Origin of the sequence: Streptomyces sp. NPDC058308 (genome assembly GCF_042880275.1) — a bacterium.
GTDB lineage: Bacteria > Actinomycetota > Actinomycetes > Streptomycetales > Streptomycetaceae > Streptomyces.
Genome location: NZ_JBHVZA010000001.1, coordinates 140,084 through 155,762, shown reverse-complemented (window position 1 = coordinate 155,762; position 15,679 = coordinate 140,084). Strand labels below are relative to the sequence as shown.

General features: G+C 72.2%; 15 protein-coding genes and 1 pseudogene. 14 read left to right on the top strand and 2 right to left on the bottom strand.

The features are described from left to right. The first annotated feature begins 76 nt into the window (after positions 1-76). The 5 genes from ACFVYL_RS00405 to ACFVYL_RS00385 all read left to right on the top strand — a co-directional run bounded on the left by ACFVYL_RS00405 (position 77) and on the right by ACFVYL_RS00385 (position 3,938). Positions 77-1,906: an ATP-binding protein gene (locus tag ACFVYL_RS00405; protein ID WP_389712053.1), complete on the top strand. Its 1,830-nt coding sequence runs from the start codon at positions 77-79 to the stop codon at positions 1,904-1,906. An 83-nt stretch (positions 1,907-1,989) separates the two neighbouring features. After that, positions 1,990-2,424 (top strand): roadblock/LC7 domain-containing protein, encoded by a 435-nt coding sequence (locus ACFVYL_RS00400; RefSeq protein ID WP_127909528.1) that lies wholly within the window; start codon positions 1,990-1,992, stop codon positions 2,422-2,424. A 2-nt stretch (positions 2,425-2,426) separates the two neighbouring features. Beyond that, positions 2,427-2,798 (top strand): DUF742 domain-containing protein, encoded by a 372-nt coding sequence (locus ACFVYL_RS00395; RefSeq protein WP_389712052.1) that lies wholly within the window; start codon positions 2,427-2,429, stop codon positions 2,796-2,798. Then, entirely contained in the window at positions 2,776-3,369 is a 594-nt protein-coding gene (locus tag ACFVYL_RS00390) for an ATP/GTP-binding protein (RefSeq protein WP_389712051.1), read from the top strand. Before ACFVYL_RS00395 ends, ACFVYL_RS00390 begins: the two co-directional genes overlap by 23 nt. After that, complete coding sequence (locus ACFVYL_RS00385) at positions 3,366-3,938, top strand: GAF domain-containing protein (RefSeq protein WP_389712050.1); 573 nt, start codon at positions 3,366-3,368, stop codon at positions 3,936-3,938. Before ACFVYL_RS00390 ends, ACFVYL_RS00385 begins: the two co-directional genes overlap by 4 nt. Positions 3,939-3,945: 7 nt before the next feature. Here ACFVYL_RS00385 and ACFVYL_RS00380 read toward each other — a convergent pair whose 3' ends face one another. Then, entirely contained in the window at positions 3,946-5,826 is a 1,881-nt protein-coding gene (locus ACFVYL_RS00380; protein WP_389712049.1) for a DUF2264 domain-containing protein, read from the bottom strand. Between the two features lie 252 nt (positions 5,827-6,078). Between ACFVYL_RS00380 and ACFVYL_RS00375 the strand changes: the two genes are divergently transcribed. The 4 genes from ACFVYL_RS00375 to ACFVYL_RS00360 all read left to right on the top strand — a co-directional run bounded on the left by ACFVYL_RS00375 (position 6,079) and on the right by ACFVYL_RS00360 (position 10,660). Then, positions 6,079-7,263: a Gfo/Idh/MocA family protein gene (locus ACFVYL_RS00375; protein WP_389712048.1), complete on the top strand. Its 1,185-nt coding sequence runs from the start codon at positions 6,079-6,081 to the stop codon at positions 7,261-7,263. Between the two features lie 123 nt (positions 7,264-7,386). Beyond that, the gene (gene tdh / locus ACFVYL_RS00370) at positions 7,387-8,415 is read left to right on the top strand and encodes an L-threonine 3-dehydrogenase (protein WP_389712047.1); all 1,029 of its coding nucleotides are present in this window, start codon (positions 7,387-7,389) and stop codon (positions 8,413-8,415) included. Between the two features lie 45 nt (positions 8,416-8,460). Further along, complete coding sequence (locus ACFVYL_RS00365) at positions 8,461-9,672, top strand: glycine C-acetyltransferase (protein WP_389712046.1); 1,212 nt, start codon at positions 8,461-8,463, stop codon at positions 9,670-9,672. 88 nt (positions 9,673-9,760) lie between these two features. Next, positions 9,761-10,660 (top strand): LysR family transcriptional regulator, encoded by a 900-nt coding sequence (locus ACFVYL_RS00360; RefSeq protein ID WP_389712045.1) that lies wholly within the window; start codon positions 9,761-9,763, stop codon positions 10,658-10,660. A 63-nt stretch (positions 10,661-10,723) separates the two neighbouring features. Here the strand turns inward: ACFVYL_RS00360 and ACFVYL_RS00355 are convergent, their stop codons facing one another. Beyond that, on the bottom strand, positions 10,724-11,749 hold the full coding sequence (locus tag ACFVYL_RS00355) for an NADP-dependent oxidoreductase (RefSeq protein ID WP_389712044.1): 1,026 nt from the start codon (positions 11,747-11,749) through the stop codon (positions 10,724-10,726). A gap of 189 nt (positions 11,750-11,938) precedes the next feature. On the opposite strand from ACFVYL_RS00355, the gene ACFVYL_RS00350 reads away from it, so the two are divergent. From ACFVYL_RS00350 to ACFVYL_RS00330, 5 genes and pseudogenes are all read left to right on the top strand, one after another. Continuing rightward, positions 11,939-12,508, top strand: coding sequence for a TetR/AcrR family transcriptional regulator (locus ACFVYL_RS00350; protein ID WP_389712426.1), 570 nt, complete (start codon positions 11,939-11,941; stop codon positions 12,506-12,508). Positions 12,509-12,580: 72 nt separating this feature from the next. Continuing rightward, positions 12,581-13,225: a hypothetical protein gene (locus ACFVYL_RS00345; protein ID WP_389712043.1), complete on the top strand. Its 645-nt coding sequence runs from the start codon at positions 12,581-12,583 to the stop codon at positions 13,223-13,225. Positions 13,226-13,702: 477 nt separating this feature from the next. Next, positions 13,703-14,316 (top strand): annotated as a pseudogene (locus tag ACFVYL_RS00340) (ABC transporter ATP-binding protein); the annotation flags it as partial. Between the two features lie 51 nt (positions 14,317-14,367). Continuing rightward, entirely contained in the window at positions 14,368-14,931 is a 564-nt protein-coding gene (locus ACFVYL_RS00335; protein ID WP_389712042.1) for a helix-turn-helix domain-containing protein, read from the top strand. Beyond that, entirely contained in the window at positions 14,928-15,524 is a 597-nt protein-coding gene (locus tag ACFVYL_RS00330; protein ID WP_389712041.1) for a GNAT family N-acetyltransferase, read from the top strand. Before ACFVYL_RS00335 ends, ACFVYL_RS00330 begins: the two co-directional genes overlap by 4 nt. Positions 15,525-15,679 lie beyond the last annotated feature (155 nt).

Here is a 15,679-nt window from a genome sequence, read left to right as displayed (position 1 = left end):
GGCGATGCCGCAAGCACGCCGCAAAGGGGAGTCGGGCCGACCGCTGGACCCTCGTCGCCACGTACCGAGGACGCAGATGTCTCATCTACGCGCACCGGCCGCCCGCACGGACCGCCGTGAGGGCGGCCGGCACGGCAGGCCAGGCAGCCGCAGCGCCGCACTGCCCGAGACGCACATACGGCCGCAGCTCCTGCGCATGGCGGTGCTGCCCGCCGTCGCCGTGGGCCTGAGCGCCTGCGCGGCCGTGCTGTTCACGCTGCGCTCGACCGGCGCCCGGCCGGGACCGGTCCTGCTCACCGTCCTCACCGCGGCCGCCCTGGTCGGCCTCGCGGGCATCGTGACCGCCGCCGTCGCCGCCGAGCGCGCCGCGAAGTCCCTGCACGACCGGGTCGGCGCGCTGCGCCGCAGCACCGCGCGCGGCGAGGCCGAACTGCGCTCCGTCGTCGAGCAGTTGCGCCGCGGCGACCAGCCGCCGACACCGGGGACACCCGCCCGGGCCAGAGTGGGCGGTGACGAGTTCGACCAGCTCGCCGACGAGCTGACCCGCGCCCAGGACCTCGCCGTCGGCGCCGTCGTGCAGGCCTCCCAGCTCTCCAGCCACGCGGGCAGCGAACAGAAGGTCGAGGTCTTCGTCAACCTCGCCCGGCGGCTGCAGTCACTCGTACACCGCGAGATCTCCTTGCTCGACGAGTTGGAGAACGAGGTGGAGGACCCCGAACTGCTCAAGGGCCTCTTCCACGTCGACCACTTCGCGACCCGCATCCGCAGGCACGCCGAGAACCTGGCCGTCCTCGGCGGCGCCGTCTCGCGGCGCCAGTGGAGCAACCCCGTCTCCATGACCGAGGTGATGCGCTCGGCCATCGCCGAGGTCGAGCAGTACTCCCGCGTCAAACTGGTGCCCCCGATCGACGGCACCCTGCGCGGGCACGCCGTCGCCGACGTCATCCACCTGCTCGCCGAACTCGTCGAGAACGCCACGGTGTTCTCCGCGCCGCACACCCAGGTCCTGCTGCGCGCCAACGCCGTGACCGCCGGAATCGCCGTCGAGGTAGAGGACCGCGGCCTCGGCATGCCCGTCACCGAGCAGAACAAGATGAACGGGCTGCTCACCGACCCCGACCAGGTCAACGTCGCGCACCTGCTGCAGGACGGCCGCATCGGGCTCTACGTGGTCGCCGCGCTCGCCCGCAGGCACGGTGTGGCGGTGCGGCTGCAGACCAACATCTACGGCGGCGTGCAGGCCGTACTGATCCTGCCGCAGGAGCTGTTGGGCGCCGAACAGCAGGCAGAGCCCGTCACCCGGCGCCGTCCGGCGGCCGAGGAGGCGGCGCGGGGTGCCGCGCCGGACACGGGAGGCATCGGAGCCGTACGGGACGACGCACCCGACACCACCCCGCTGTGGCCGAGCGTCGCACCCCGGACCGAGCCCCGCGCTCCCGGCCCGCAACCCGACCCGGCGCCCCGCCCGGACCCCGTGGCCCCCGCACCCGTGGCCACGCCGTACCGCCCGCGCACCGCGAACGGCACCGCGCCCGCCCCCCTCCCCGTGCGCGGCTCCCGTCAGGACCGCCCGACGCCCGCCGAGGCCACCCCCGGCATCCGGCCCGAGGACCGGCAGGCCGCCGCCGAGCACGCCGGGGCGCCGCCCACGCCGCTCGGCGGCGCCGTGCGCGGCCGTGTCGGCAGACCGCAGCTCCCCAAGCGGCGCGCCCAGGAACACATCGCACCTCAGCTGCGCGACGCCCCGGCGCCGCGGCCCGACGTCGGCCACGTCGGCCACGACCCGGGCCTGATGGCGGCGTTCCAGCGCGGTATCGGCCTCGCCCAGGCGCAGGACGCCCGCGACCCCACCCCGCTGGAGCACGAGGTCGGCGCCCCCCACGACGGACGAGGACAAGGCGGCTGACCAGCACCGGCAGGCCCGGCACCCCCCACCACCTCTGCCCCGGCAGACCTACGTACGTTTGTACCTCAAGGAGTCGATCCACCATGGCGAGCGATGCGCCGACCGGCCATGTATCCGATCTCGACTGGCTGATGAGCGGCCTCGTGCAGCGCGTGCCGCACACCCGCAGCGCGGTCCTGCTCTCCTCCGACGGACTCGTGAAGTCGGTGCACGGCCTCGACCCGGACAGCGCCGACCACATGGCGGCCCTCGCCTCGGGGCTCTACTCGCTCGGGCGCAGCGCGGGCGTCCGGTTCGGCGACGGCGGGGACGTCCGGCAGGTCGTCGTGGAACTGGACTCCACGCTCCTGTTCGTCTCGACCGCCGGTTCGGGCACCTGTCTGGCCGTGCTCGCCGGGCGCGACGCCGACGCGGCCGTCCTCGGCTACGAGATGGCGATGCTGGTCAAGAGCGTGCGCCCGTATCTGATCACCGCCCCGCGGCAGCCCGCGGGCGAACCCGCGTCGATGAGGCGCTGACCATGGCGGCCCCGCACGACGGGCCCTGGCTGGACGACGCCGCCGGGCGGCTCGTCCGCCCCTACACGGTCAGCAACGGACGGACCAGACCCAGTAGCCAACTCGACCTGCTCTCCCTGGTGATGGCGACAGGATCCACCCCCCTCGGCTACCTCGGGCCCGAGCACTCCACGGCCCTCGGTCTGTGCGAGGCGCCCATCTCCGTCGCCGAGATCGCGGCCCAGCTGAAGCTGCCCGCGGTCGTGGCCAAAGTGATCCTCTCGGATCTCCTCGACTGCGGGGCCCTCACCCAGAAGGCCCCGGACTTCTACCACAACCCCACTGACCGGTCTTTGTTGGAGGCAGTGCTCGATGGACTACGACGACAGCTCTGACCCCTTCCCCACCGCACTCAAGATCCTGGTCGCCGGTGGCTTCGGGGTCGGCAAGACGACCTTCGTGGGCGCGGTCAGCGAGATCGCCCCGCTGAGCACCGAGGAACTGCTGACCACCGTCAGCGCAGCCACCGACGACCTGTCGGGCGTGGAGAACAAGACCACCACCACCGTCGCCATGGACTTCGGACGGATCACGCTCGACCCGGAGCACGTGCTGTACCTCTTCGGCACACCGGGGCAGGAGCGGTTCTGGTTCATGTGGGACGAGCTCTCCGAAGGGGCCCTCGGCGCGGTGGTGCTCGCCGACACCCGCCGACTGGAGCAATGCTTCGCCGCCGTGGACTTCTTCGAACAGCGCGGCATGGGCTTCATCGTGGCGATCAACGAATTCGACGGTGCCCACCGCTACGAACCCGAGGAGGTGCGGTCCGCGATCGACCTCGACCCTCAAGTGCCCGTCGTGCGCTGCGACGCACGGATCTCCAGCTCCGGCATCCAGACGCTCCTCATCCTCGTCAAACACCTCCTCAACCATGCCCCGGCGCCGAGCTACGGAGCCCACACGTGATGTACGACCCGACCGGGCACCTGCTCCTCACCCCCGTCGACAAGGAGGCTCCCGCACGGGTACGGCGGCTGCGCGGACTCGGCATCGGGCAGTACCCCGAACCGGCCTTCGACGTCTTCGCCGAACGGCTCGCCGAGCTGACCGGCGCGCCTTGCTCCATGGTCAACTTCATCGACGAGGACCGGCAGTTCTTCGCCGGACTGCACGCTCCGCACGGCACCCTCGTCGCCGCCGAACCGGCCCCAGGGACCGCCGCCGACCGTGACGCGCGTCGCTATATGGCCCGCGACCACGGGTACTGCCCGCACGTCGTGGTGCGCCGCAAGGCCCTCGTCCTGGAGGACGTCCGTGACTATCCGCGGTTCGCGGGCAACCCCGTGGTGGACGAGAGCGGCATCCGCTCCTATCTGGGCGCGCCCCTGATCGACCGCACGGGGATCGCCCTCGGCACGGTCTGTGTCGTGGACGTCGAGCCGCGCCGCTGGGGCACGGCGGGGCTCGACACGATCAAGCGCATGGCCGCGGAGCTGGTCGAGGAGATCCACCGGCGGGAGGCGGGCGGGATCTGACCGGGCATCAGAGGTCGAGTACCGTCCCGTCGGGGAAGCGGACGCGGACGCGGTCGGTGTCCACCGCGCACGTGACGGACTCGCGCAGCGCCCGCGGGCGGACCGTGTCCTGTGACAGGGCGACCAGGGTGACGTGGACGCTGTCGCCGCCGGGGTGGGCCGCCGAGGTCAGGAACGGCGTCGCGGAGTGCGGCCCGTACGCATTGGCCGCCACCTCGCGGGCGATGCCCGCCTCCTCGTCCCAGCCGTACAGACTGACGACCGCGCTGGTCAGGCCGGTGGTCGTACGGGTGAGGGCCCAGCCGGGGCCCCGTTCGGCGTGCGGCTGCGTCTCGTCGGCCACCGCGTGGCCGCCCTCGCGGACCCTCGCGCCCGCGGGAGCCCGCACCCGGTGCACGCGGATCTCCCACGGGCCGTGCAGCGCGCTCGTCGTCTCGATGGTGAACTCCTCGTCGCCGCCGGGGAATTGGGCCTCATGCCGGGAGGCGGCCACCCGGCCCGAGCAGCGCAGCGGGTGGATGCGGCGGCGGCGCGAGGCCGTGCCGTCGGGGGCGAGGAGCGCCAGGTGGTTGTCGACGGCCCGCGCCCACGCGCGGGGTGCGGTCTCCGGGGCGGTCGCCGTCGAGTAGGCGAACTTGGCGTAGTGCGGGTCGTCCTGGGCGGGGCCTTCGAGGAGGTTGTGGTCGCTGCCGTGGTTGACCAGGCGGACGATGCCGTCGTGCCGGGTGCCGTGCAGCAGCCAGCCGGGCTGCGGGAGCGCCGTGTACTGGTCGGACTCCTCGACGGGGAGCGGCAGCTCGCGCTCCGTCCAGACCGGGTGGCCTGCGGGCAGCAGCAGGCCGAGGAAGCCCTTGCTCGCCCAGTACGGGGAGGCCGGGCCCGAGTAGGCCTGGGTCGCGGGCAGGTACGTTCCGTACCAGCCGAGCGGCAGGAGCCCGCGCTCGTCGGGGACGCCGCGCTCCACGAAGTGCCGTGCGGCGCCGGAGGCGAGGCGCCGGGTCAGGCCGGGAGCGAGCGGGGTGCAGTCGGCGAGGGCGCCCATCCAGACGGGCGCGGCGGCCGCGAAGCGATAGGTCAGGGAGCGGCCCTGGTGGACGGGGGCGCCGTCGCCGCCGAAGAAGTGCGGGTAGGTGGTGAGGAACTGGGTGAGCCGCTCGCGGTAGACCTTGGCGCGGCCACCGTCCTCGTCGCCGGCCATCCGCGCCCACAGCAGCGGGTACAGGTGCATCGCCCAGCCGAGGTAGTAGTCGAAGTTCCGCCCGTCGCCGTCGGTGTACCAGCCGTCGCCGCGGTACCAGTCCTCGATGCGGTCCAGGCCGCCGTCGATGTCCGACCGGCTGTACGGAGCGCCCACCGAGGCGAGGAACTGTTCGGACACCACCTGGAAGAGCCGCCAGTTGTTGTCCCAGGTCTTTGCGCCGACGAAGCCGGAGAACCAGTCGGCCACCCGCTCCTGGACCCGCGTGTCGAGCCTGTCCCAGATCCAGCGGCGCGTCTCGTGCAGCCCGATGGCGATCGACGCGGCTTCCACCATCTGCTGCGAGCAGTCGGTGAGTTGGGGCCAGGCCTCACCGCTCGCCCGGTCGGTGCCCGTCGTCAGGCCCCGCGCGTACCGCTCGATGAGGCGGGGGTCGACGTCGCCGCCCGCCCCCGCGATGCGGAAGGCGGCCAACAGGAACGACCGCGCGTACCCCTCAAGGCCGTCCGACACGACCCCGGACCAGCTGTTGCGGCCCGGCAGCCGGTACTGCGCGAACCCCGGTGTCGCGTACGGGACGAGCGCCTCCAACTGCCGGTCGGCGAGCGCTTCCCAGTGCGCCCGGGTCCATCCGGTGAGCGGGGAGCGGACGCGGTCGGTGGGCGGCAGGTGCAGGTGTGGTGCGGGCATGTGGGCGTGACTCCTCGAGCGGGGGCGGGGCGGGGCGTCGGGGCTCATGGGTGTGCCGATTCCGCGCCAGCATGTAAGCGGTTGCTACGGTGCGCAAGAGGGCCGGGCGGCCGGATGGACAAGGATCGAGCTCACCGGAAGACCGCAGCAAGCACACCGGCGCAAGCACCCCGGCACCGGCGCAAGCACCCCGGCTCTGGCCGCCTCCGGCTCGAGCACACCCGCAACACCGGCACAAGCGAAGGAAGTTCCATGACCGACCTCCGTCTCGGCGTTCTCGGCTTCGGACTGCGGGGCTCGCTGGCCCGCACCGCCCACCGGCCGGATGCGGGCTCCCGCGTCACCGCGCTGGCCGAACACGACGCCGCGGCCCGGGCCGAGGCGGCCACGGCCTTCCCCGGCGCGCTGATATCCGGCGACCACCGCAAGGTCGTCGAGGACCCGGACGTCGACGCCATCGTCGTCCTCACCCCCGACCACACCCACGCGGAGCTCGCCTGCGAGGCGCTGCGCGCGGGCAAGCCCGTCTTCGTCGAGAAGCCCCTGGAAATCGGCATCGAGGCGTGCGACGAGATCCTGCGGACCGCGTACGAGACGGGCACCCGGCTCTACGTGGGGCACAACATGCGCCACATGCCCGTGGTCCGGCTGATGCGCGACATCATCGAGCGCGGTGAGATCGGCGAGGTCAAGACGGTCTGGGTGCGCCACTTCGTCGGCTACGGAGGCGACTGGTACTTCAAGGACTGGCACGCCGAACGGCAGTACACCACCGGCCTGTTGCTGCAGAAGGCCGCCCACGACATCGACGTCCTGCACTGGCTCGGCCGCGGCTACACGCGCCAGGTGCAGGCCCTCGGTGACCTCATGGTCTACGGCGGCAATCCGCACCGCCGCGCGCCGGGTGAGCCGAAGACCGACGACTGGTACACCGAGGACGGCCACTGGCCGCCGCACACCCAGCGCGGCCTCAACGCCGTCATCGACGTCGAGGACGTGTCCCTGGTCAACATGCGCCTCGACAACGGCGTCCTGGCCGCCTACCAGCAGTGCCACTTCACCCCCGACTACTGGCGCAACTACACCGTCATCGGCGACGCGGGCCGCCTTGAGAACTTCGGCGACGGGCCCGGGGCCGCGGTGAAGGTGTGGAACGCGCGCCGCTCGGGCTACCGGGGCGAGGCGGACGCCGAGTATCTGGTGCCGGACGCCGAGGACGACGGAGGGCACGGCGGCGCCGACCCGCTGCTCATGGACGAGTTCGTACGTTTCGCACGCGAGGGAGGGCGCACCGACACCTCGCCGGTCGCGGCGCGCATGGCGGTGGCCGCGGGCGTCCGGGCGACGCAGTCGCTGCGGGACGGCGGGACGCCGCGGGAGGTACCGGCGCTCGACCCGGAGCTGATCGCCTATTTCGAACGCGGTCAGACCCGCTGAACCACGAGGCCTGAAGGAAAGCTGCGGCGGCGCTTAAGAAATCCTCGATGGACCGGGGCGCCGCCGTAGGGAAGATTCCTGTCTCGTCGGGGGAAGAAACGACGTACGACGGGAGCCGTAGCGGTGAAGGCGCTGGTCAAGGAGAAGGCGGAGCCGGGTCTCAGCCTGAAGGACGTGCCGGAGCCGGTGACAGGCCACGGCGACGTCCTGATCAAGGTGCTCCGCACCGGGATCTGCGGTACCGATCTGCACATCCGGGCCTGGGACGGCTGGGCGCAGCAGTCGATCAGCGCGCCGCTGGTGGTCGGCCACGAGTTCGTCGGCGAGGTCGTCGAGGTGGGCCGTGACGTCGCCGACATCACGGCGGGCGACCTGGTGAGCGGCGAGGGCCACCTGGTCTGCGGCAAGTGCCGCAACTGTCTGGCCGGACGGCGCCACCTCTGCCGCGCCACGGTCGGCCTCGGCGTCGGACGGGACGGGGCCTTCGCGGAGTACGTGGTCCTGCCCGCGGGCAACGTCTGGGTCCACCGCGTCCCGGTCGACCTCGACGTGGCCGCGATCTTCGACCCGTTCGGCAACGCCGTGCACACGGCCCTGTCCTTCCCGCTGGTCGGCGAGGACGTACTGATCACCGGTGCCGGCCCCATCGGCCTGATGGCGGCGGCCGTCGCCCGGCACGCCGGCGCCCGCAACGTCGTGATCACCGACGTCAGCGAGGAGCGCCTCCAACTGGCCCGCAAGATCGGCGTGAGCCTCGCCCTGAACGTCGCGGACTCCGCGATCGCCGACGGCCAGCGCGAGCTCGGCCTGCGCGAGGGCTTCGACGTCGGCCTGGAGATGTCCGGCAACCCGCGCGCGATGCGCGACATGGTCGCCAACATGACCCACGGCGGCAAGATCGCCATGCTCGGCCTGCCCGCCGAGGACTTCGCCGTCGACTGGGCGCGGATCGTCACCTCGATGATCACCATCAAGGGCATCTACGGCCGCGAGATGTTCGAGACCTGGTACGCGATGTCGGTGCTGCTCGAAGGCGGCCTCGACCTGTCGCCCGTCATCACCGGCCGGTACGGCCACCGCGACTTCGAGGCGGCCTTCGACGACGCGGCGAGCGGCCGCGGCGGCAAGGTCATCCTCGACTGGACCTCCTGACCCTCCCGGCGCACGCCCCCAAGGCAAACCCCTAAGGATTCCCGCATGTTCGACTCCGTACGCGAAGACCTCCAGGCCACCCTCGACGAGATCCGCGCCGCCGGTCTGCACAAGCCCGAGCGCGTCATCGGCACCCCGCAGTCCGCGACCGTCGCCGTCACCGCGGGGGGCCGCCCCGGCGAGGTCCTGAACTTCTGCGCGAACAACTACCTCGGCCTCGCCGACCACCCCGACGTCGTCGCCGCCGCCCACGAGGCGCTCGACCGCTGGGGCTACGGCATGGCCTCCGTCCGCTTCATCTGCGGCACGCAGGAGGTGCACAAGGAGCTGGAGGCGCGCCTGTCCGCCTTCCTCGGCCAGGAGGACACGATCCTCTACTCCTCGTGCTTCGACGCCAACGGAGGCGTCTTCGAGACGCTGCTCGGCGCCGAGGACGCGGTCATCTCCGACGCCCTCAACCACGCGTCGATCATCGACGGCATCCGCCTGTCGAAGGCGCGCCGCTTCCGCTACGCCAACCGCGACATGGCCGACCTGGAGCAGCAGCTCAAGGAGGCCACCGAGGGCGGCGCCCGGCGCAAGCTGGTCGTCACCGACGGCGTCTTCTCCATGGACGGCTACGTCGCCCCGCTGGCGGAGATCTGTGACCTCGCCGAGCGCTACGACGCCATGGTCATGGTCGACGACTCGCACGCCGTCGGCTTCGTGGGCCCCGGCGGCCGCGGCACCCCCGAGCTGCACGGCGTCATGGACCGCGTCGACATCATCACGGGCACGCTGGGCAAGGCCCTCGGCGGCGCCTCCGGCGGCTACGTCGCGGCCCGCGCCGAGATCGTCGCCCTGCTGCGCCAGCGCTCGCGCCCGTACCTCTTCTCGAACACCCTCGCCCCGGTGATCGCGGCGGCCTCGCTGAAGGTTCTCGACCTCCTGGAGTCGGCCGGTGACCTGCGGGAACACCTCGCCGCGAACACGGCCCTGTTCCGCTCGCGGATGACCGAGGAGGGCTTCGACGTCCTGCCCGGCGACCACGCCATCGCGCCGGTCATGATCGGCGACGCGGCCGTGGCGGGCCGGATGGCCGAGCTGCTCCTGGAGCGCGGCGTGTACGTGATCGGCTTCTCCTACCCGGTGGTGCCGCAGGGCAAGGCGCGCATCCGCGTCCAGCTGTCGGCCGCGCACTCGACGCGGGACGTGAACCGGGCGGTCGACGCGTTCGTCGCGGCCCGCGCGGAGCTGGCGGAGGCGGGCCAGGCCTGACGCCTCCGGCGGCCGCCCGGGCGGGCGGGGGAGCCCCGGTCGGGGCCGGTGGTGCGCCAGGGGCCACCGGTTTGGGAGAATCGACCACATGATCGAAGCGCGGCGGCTGCACATCCTCCGTGCGGTGGCCGACCACCGCACGGTCACGGCCGCTGCCGCCGCGCTCTACCTCACCCCGTCCGCCGTCTCCCAGCAGCTCACCGCCCTGGAGCAGGAGACCGGCCACCGTCTCGTCGAGCGCTCGGCGCGCGGGGTGCGCCTGACGGCGGCCGGCGAGATCCTGCTCACGCACACCAACGCCGTCCTCGCCCAGCTGGAGCGCGCCGAGGCCGAGCTCGCCGCGTACAGCTCCGGCGAAGCAGGCACGGTGACCGTCGCGGCCTTCGCCACCGGCATCGGCCTCGTCGTCGCGCCCGCCCTCGCCCGCCTCGCCGCATCGGCGCCCGGCATCCGGGTCCGCGTGCAGGACGCGGAGGGCGACGCGAGCCTGCCGATGGTCCTCGACCGGCAGGTGGACGTGGCCGTGGCCGTCGAGTACCGGGGAGCGCCCGGCGCCGACGACCCGCGGCTCACCCGCGTGCCGCTCTACGCGGAGCCCTTCGACGCGGTGCTCCCGCGCGGCCACCGCCTCGTCGACGCGGAACGGGTGGCCCTCGCCGAACTCGCCAAGGACGCGTGGATCGGCCCCTTCGCGGGCAACCCCTGCCACGACGTGGTCGTCCTCGCCTGCGAACAGGCGGGATTCCAGCCCCTGTTGGAGCACTGGTCGGACGACTTCCGCGCGGTGGTCGCCCTCGCCTCGGCCGGCGCCGGAGTCGCCCTGGTGCCGCGCTCGGCGCTGCGCGGCATGGACGTGTCGGGGGCCGTGGTGCGCCCCGTGGAGGGCGCGGCCCCCACGCGCAGGGTGTTCGCGGCGGTGCGGTGCGGCGCGGAGGGCCATCCGCTGATCCGCCCGGTGCTGGACGCGCTGGGCGAGGCGGCAGGCTGACCGCCGCTCGCGCCCTGATCCGCCGGGTAAGGGCCGGCCGGGTAAGCGCCGGCCGGGTAGGCCCTAATCCACGGTGAGCGCGATCTTGCCCTGGATGTGTCCTCGGGCGGCGCGTTCGTGAGCCGCCCGGGCGTCCGCGAGCGGGAACGTGCTGTCGAGCGCGACACGCACCGTGCCCGCGTCGACCAAGCGGCCCAGTTCGGTGAGTTGCGCGCCGTTCGACCGGACCTGGGTGAGCGTGACGGTGATCCCCAGCTCCGCGTTCTCCTCGTCGTCGAACTCGCCGAAGTACACCGGGTAGAGGGACCCGCCGCGCTTGATGGTGCGCAGGAAGCGCCTGCTGTCGGGGCCCCCGACGGTGTCCAGGACGAGATCGACGCCGCGGACGACGTCCTCGGGCCGTTCCTTGGTGTAGTCGATGAATTCGTCGGCGCCGAGCTCGCGCAGGAACGTCTCGTGGGCGCCGGAGGCCACGGCGATGACGCGGGCCCCCTTCCACTTGGCCAGCTGCAGAGCGAGGTGGCCGACGCCGCCGGCGGCGCCGTTGATGAGCACCGTGGTCGCGCTGTCGAGGGCCATCGGGCGGTGCTGGGCCTCCTGGAACGGTGAGGGGCGGTCGTGCCCGAGCTCGATCAGGTACTGCCATGCCGTCAACCCGGACATGGGCAGACCGGCGGCGTGCGCGTGGTCGACGGTGGTCGGCTTGCGGGCGAGGTCGGTCGCCGGGGCGGTGACGTACTCGGCGTACGCGCTGCCCTGGAGAGCGGTGGGGAAACGCAGGAGGCCGATCACCTCGTCCCCGGCCGAGAGGCGGTCGGCGCCGGCGCCGGCGCCGGGGCCGAGGGCTTCCACGACGCCCGAGACGTCGGTTCCCGGAATCAGGGGGAGGTGGAACGGGGGTTTGAGCTCGGCGGGTACGCCGGGCATCCCCTCACGTGCGTACCAGTCGGGAGGGTTGACCCCGGCCGCGTGCACGCGGACGAGGACCTCACCCGGCCCCGGTTCGGGCACCGGCGCCTCCTCGTGGCGCAGAACGCCAGGGCCGCCGAACTCGTGCAGCCGGATCGCCCTCATGGTGTGTGTAGCCATCGTCTTCTCCTGCTCGCGCCGCGGGATACGCTTATTCGGATCGGCGATCCACATAAGTGGACCACTGATCCGAATATATGGATCGCTGATCCGTTTAGTCAATCGATCCGGGAGAATGCCCGGTGGTCACCGGATGGACGAGCCGGACGGACGAGCCGGATGGGCGAGCCGGATGGACAAGGGGGACAGGTGCGGGCCGACGCCAAGAAGAACCGCGATCATCTGCTCGCAGTAGCGGGCGCCGCCATCGCCGAGCAGGGCGTCGACGTGTCCCTGCGTGACATCGCACGCCGGGCCGAGGTCGGACTCGCGACGTTGCTGCGGCACTTCCCGACGCGCGAGGCGCTGCTCGACGCCCTGCTTCGCACGGGTTTCGACGAACTGACGGTGAAGGCGGCCGAGCTCGAGGCGTCGAGTACGCCCGAGGACGCTCTCGTTTCGTGGGTGCGCGACGGCGTCGCCTGGACGACCGAGTACCGGGGCGTGACCGCGCTGATGGCGGCCGCCATCGAGGACACCGAATCCGCACTCCACGCCTCGTGCTTCGCTCTGCGCGCCGCCGGTGCGCGGCTCCTCGCCCGCGCCCAGTCGGCGGGCAAGGCGCGGAGTGATATCGACGGCGCCGACCTGTTCGCACTGATCGCCATGCTCGCCTGGCTCGGCGATCAGCCCTCGCTCGCGCCGCGCGCCGACCGCCTCTTCGGTGTCGTCGCGAGCGCACTTCTGACGAGTGCGGAGAGCGGCGAAAGCGCATGCTGAGCAGGCGAGTTGAGGCATTGGCCTCGCTGGCCCCGGCCGGTCCTCGTCGTTGCCTATCGGTATGATGACCGAATGAAAAATCGGGGGAGCACACTCAAGGTCACAGCCGTCCTGGTGCTGTCGGCGCTCGCGCTGACCGGATTCACGACGGGCCGGGGCCACGGTGGCAGCAGCCGCCACGGCAGCGGCGGTGGTGGCGGAGGCGGGTGCAGCAGTTCGAGCCAGGACCACGACAGTTCTTCGTCGAGCAGCTCGGGTTCGTCCGGCTACGGGTCGTCGGGATCGTCGACATCGGGCGGCTCGGGCTACGACGACGATGACGACGAGTACGGCAGCAGCAGTGGGAGCAGCGGAAGGAACGGCACGAGCGGCGGCGGCTACAACCGGCGCCCGACGGGCGGGTCCACCTCCTCCAGTTCCTCGGGCGGCAGCGGCGACGCGCTGAAGGACGGCAAGGCCAAGCTGGTGCGCTGCGCGACCAAGTCGGCCCCGTACGCGACCGTCAGGGTCACGAACAGCAACGACCGGGCCGCGCGCTTCTGGGCCTCGGTCACCTTCGTGGACGCGGACGGCATCACCGTCATCGAGCGCAGCGAGAAGGTCAAGGTGCCCGCCAAGGGCAAGGCGACGGTCCGTGTGGAGATCACCGGCGGGGGACTGGCCGAGTCGGTCGACCACTGCGAAGTCGACCCGCAGGCCCTCCCGACGTCCGGCTGACCGGGCGTCCCTCGGCGGCACCGTGCCCATCCGCTGGGCGCGGTGTCTGTCGACGATGCCGTGCTCGTTCGCTGGCGCGGTGCCCACTGACGGCGCCGTACCTGCTGACGGTGCCGTGCTCCTCCGAGCCCCGTTCGTCGACTCCCATTGCGGCCCGCGCTCCGCTTCGGTCATCGCACCCCCCGCACCGTGCACGCCACGAAACTCGGATCCGCCTCTTGACCCTGCCGTCAGCCAGTCATAAGCGGGGCGGACGGCCTACCAGAAAGCGCTTTCTGACGGTTTCCGGGAGCGATTTCTGGATTCCTCGCACCGCAGAGCCCCGCATCGGTCCACGGGCATGGTCGAGAACCCCAAGTCGGTGACGGAGTACTGGGATCCGGCCAAGGGAGTCAAGGCAGTCAAGGGGGACAAGGGGATCAAGGGGTGGGCATGCCCAACGACGCGAAGCTGAAGAAACAAGGACGACGCGAGAACGGGTACCGCGCGCCGTCGTCGGGCGAGGTGCTCCTGGGCGGCGAACCGGTGCGCGGACCGCGGCGCGACATCGGGTACGTCTTCCAGCGCAGCCCTGCTCGACTGGCGCTCGGCGCGCCGCAACATCCTGCTCCAGGCGGAGATGCGGAAGCTCCCCGCGGAGCGGGCCCGCGCGCGGACCGACGAGCCCATCCGCATGGCCGGACTCGGCGGCTTCGAGGACGCGTATCCGCACGAGCTGTCCGGCGGCATGCAGCAGCGGGTGGCGCTGTACCGCGCGCTGCTGCACGAGCCTCCCGTGCTGCTCATGGACGAGCCCTTCGGTGCCCTCGACGCGCTCACGCGGGAGCAGTTGAACGTGGAGCTGAACCGCGTCTGGCGCGAGACCGGCACGACGGTGCTCTTGGTGACGCACTCGATCGCCGAGGCCGCGTACCTGGCGGACCGTGTGGTCGTGATGAGTCCGCGTCCGGGCACGGTGACGGAGGTCGTCGAGGTCGGCCTGGCGCCGGACCCCGGACCTGGGATACGCGCAGGCCCTCGCCTCGGACGGGTTCCGCGTGGCGACGGGGCGGATCAGGGAGCTGCTCGGCGCGGTGTCGGCGCACGGCTGAGAGGCAGCTCACTCTTTACCGTCATCCCATATCAGGGATATCGTGCCAGATATGGAACACGAAGGAGTTGACGCGCGCCTCGCCGCCCGACTGTCCGAGCTGCGCGCCGAACGCGGCTGGTCCCTGGGCGAGTTGGCCGAACTGAGCGGCATCAGCCGCTCCACCCTGTCCCGGGCCGAACGTGCGGAGATCAGTCCCACGGCGGCGCTCCTGAACCGGCTCTGCGCCGTCTACGAACGGACCATGTCGCAGCTCCTGAGCGAGGTGGAGGCGGAGCCCGCGCAGCTGGTCCCAGCCGTCGACCAGGCCGTCTGGTCCGACGACGAGGCGGGATTCATGCGCTGGGCGGTCTCCCCGCCGCGCACCGGGATGCGCGGCGAACTGGTGGAGGTCCGGCTGCAGCCCGGCGCCGACATCGCGTACGACCGGCCGCCCGTGCTCGGTCTGGAGCAGCACATCTGGGTGCTCGAAGGATCCGTGGAAGTCACCGTGCAGGGGGAGGCGCACACGCTGGCCGTCGGGGACTGCCTGCGCTTCCGGCTGTGGGGCGCGTCGCGGTTCCGCTGTCGCGGTGAGGAGGCCGTGCGGTACGCGCTCGTGGTGGTGAAACCGTGAGCTCCGTCGCCACGCGCACCCGCGTCGCCCGGCTCGACGCCGCTCAACTCCACGCGTCGGCCGACGCGTTGGCCGACCTTCTGGTCGACACCGTGCGGGGCGGCAACTCGCTCGGCTTCCTCGCCGATCTGGACCGTGCCACCGCCGCCGCCTGGTGGCGCGGGCTCGGCCCGGCTGTCGGGGAAGGGCGGCTCGCCGTCTGGGTGGCCCGCGGCGAGGGGGTGGACGCCGGGCGCGTCATGGGCACCGTCGGTGTCGCGTTCGTCGACAAGCCCAACGGCCGCCACCGCGCCGAGCTCGTCAAGCTGATGGTGCATCACTCCGCGCGCGGGCGGGGGCTCGCCCGCGCGCTCCTGACCGTCGCCGAGGAGGCCGCGGCGCAGGCGGGCGTGACGCTCCTCGTCCTCGACACCGAGACCGGCAGCCCCGCCGAGTCCCTCTACGAAAGAGCGGGTTGGACCCGGTCGGGAACCATCCCCGACTACGCGACGGACCCGTCCGGCACCCCTCGCCCGACCACGCTCTTCCACAAGCGGCTCGGCGCCGGGCGGACCGGCGCCGAGCCCTCACGACGAGGGCGAGCAGAGCGATGAGGACGAGGAGGGGTCTTGGTGCGCTTCTCAGTGCGCGTCGTGGCGCGCTCTTCCGTGCCGTGGAACTCATGGCGCACCCTGGGCTTGGCGGATGGACGGCTGCCGGTCGCCGGGTGTGCGGTGAGTTGCGTCTGCGTCTGCGTCTGCGTGTGAGT

Excerpts from the sequence above, each read along its gene's own strand:
- ACFVYL_RS00380 (WP_389712049.1), bottom strand. The coding sequence starts at position 5,826 with ATGCCCGCACCACACCTGCACCTGCCGCCCACCGACCGCGTCCGCTCC.
- ACFVYL_RS00400 (WP_127909528.1), top strand. The coding sequence starts at position 1,990 with ATGGCGAGCGATGCGCCGACCGGCCATGTATCCGATCTCGACTGGCTG.
- ACFVYL_RS00395 (WP_389712052.1), top strand. The coding sequence starts at position 2,427 with ATGGCGGCCCCGCACGACGGGCCCTGGCTGGACGACGCCGCCGGGCGG.
- ACFVYL_RS00390 (WP_389712051.1), top strand. The coding sequence starts at position 2,776 with ATGGACTACGACGACAGCTCTGACCCCTTCCCCACCGCACTCAAGATC.
- ACFVYL_RS00345 (WP_389712043.1), top strand. The coding sequence starts at position 12,581 with ATGAAAAATCGGGGGAGCACACTCAAGGTCACAGCCGTCCTGGTGCTG.
- ACFVYL_RS00360 (WP_389712045.1), top strand. The coding sequence starts at position 9,761 with ATGATCGAAGCGCGGCGGCTGCACATCCTCCGTGCGGTGGCCGACCAC.
- ACFVYL_RS00405 (WP_389712053.1), top strand. The coding sequence starts at position 77 with ATGTCTCATCTACGCGCACCGGCCGCCCGCACGGACCGCCGTGAGGGC.
- ACFVYL_RS00335 (WP_389712042.1), top strand. The coding sequence starts at position 14,368 with ATGGAACACGAAGGAGTTGACGCGCGCCTCGCCGCCCGACTGTCCGAG.
- ACFVYL_RS00375 (WP_389712048.1), top strand. The coding sequence starts at position 6,079 with ATGACCGACCTCCGTCTCGGCGTTCTCGGCTTCGGACTGCGGGGCTCG.
- ACFVYL_RS00365 (WP_389712046.1), top strand. The coding sequence starts at position 8,461 with ATGTTCGACTCCGTACGCGAAGACCTCCAGGCCACCCTCGACGAGATC.
- ACFVYL_RS00355 (WP_389712044.1), bottom strand. The coding sequence starts at position 11,749 with ATGGCTACACACACCATGAGGGCGATCCGGCTGCACGAGTTCGGCGGC.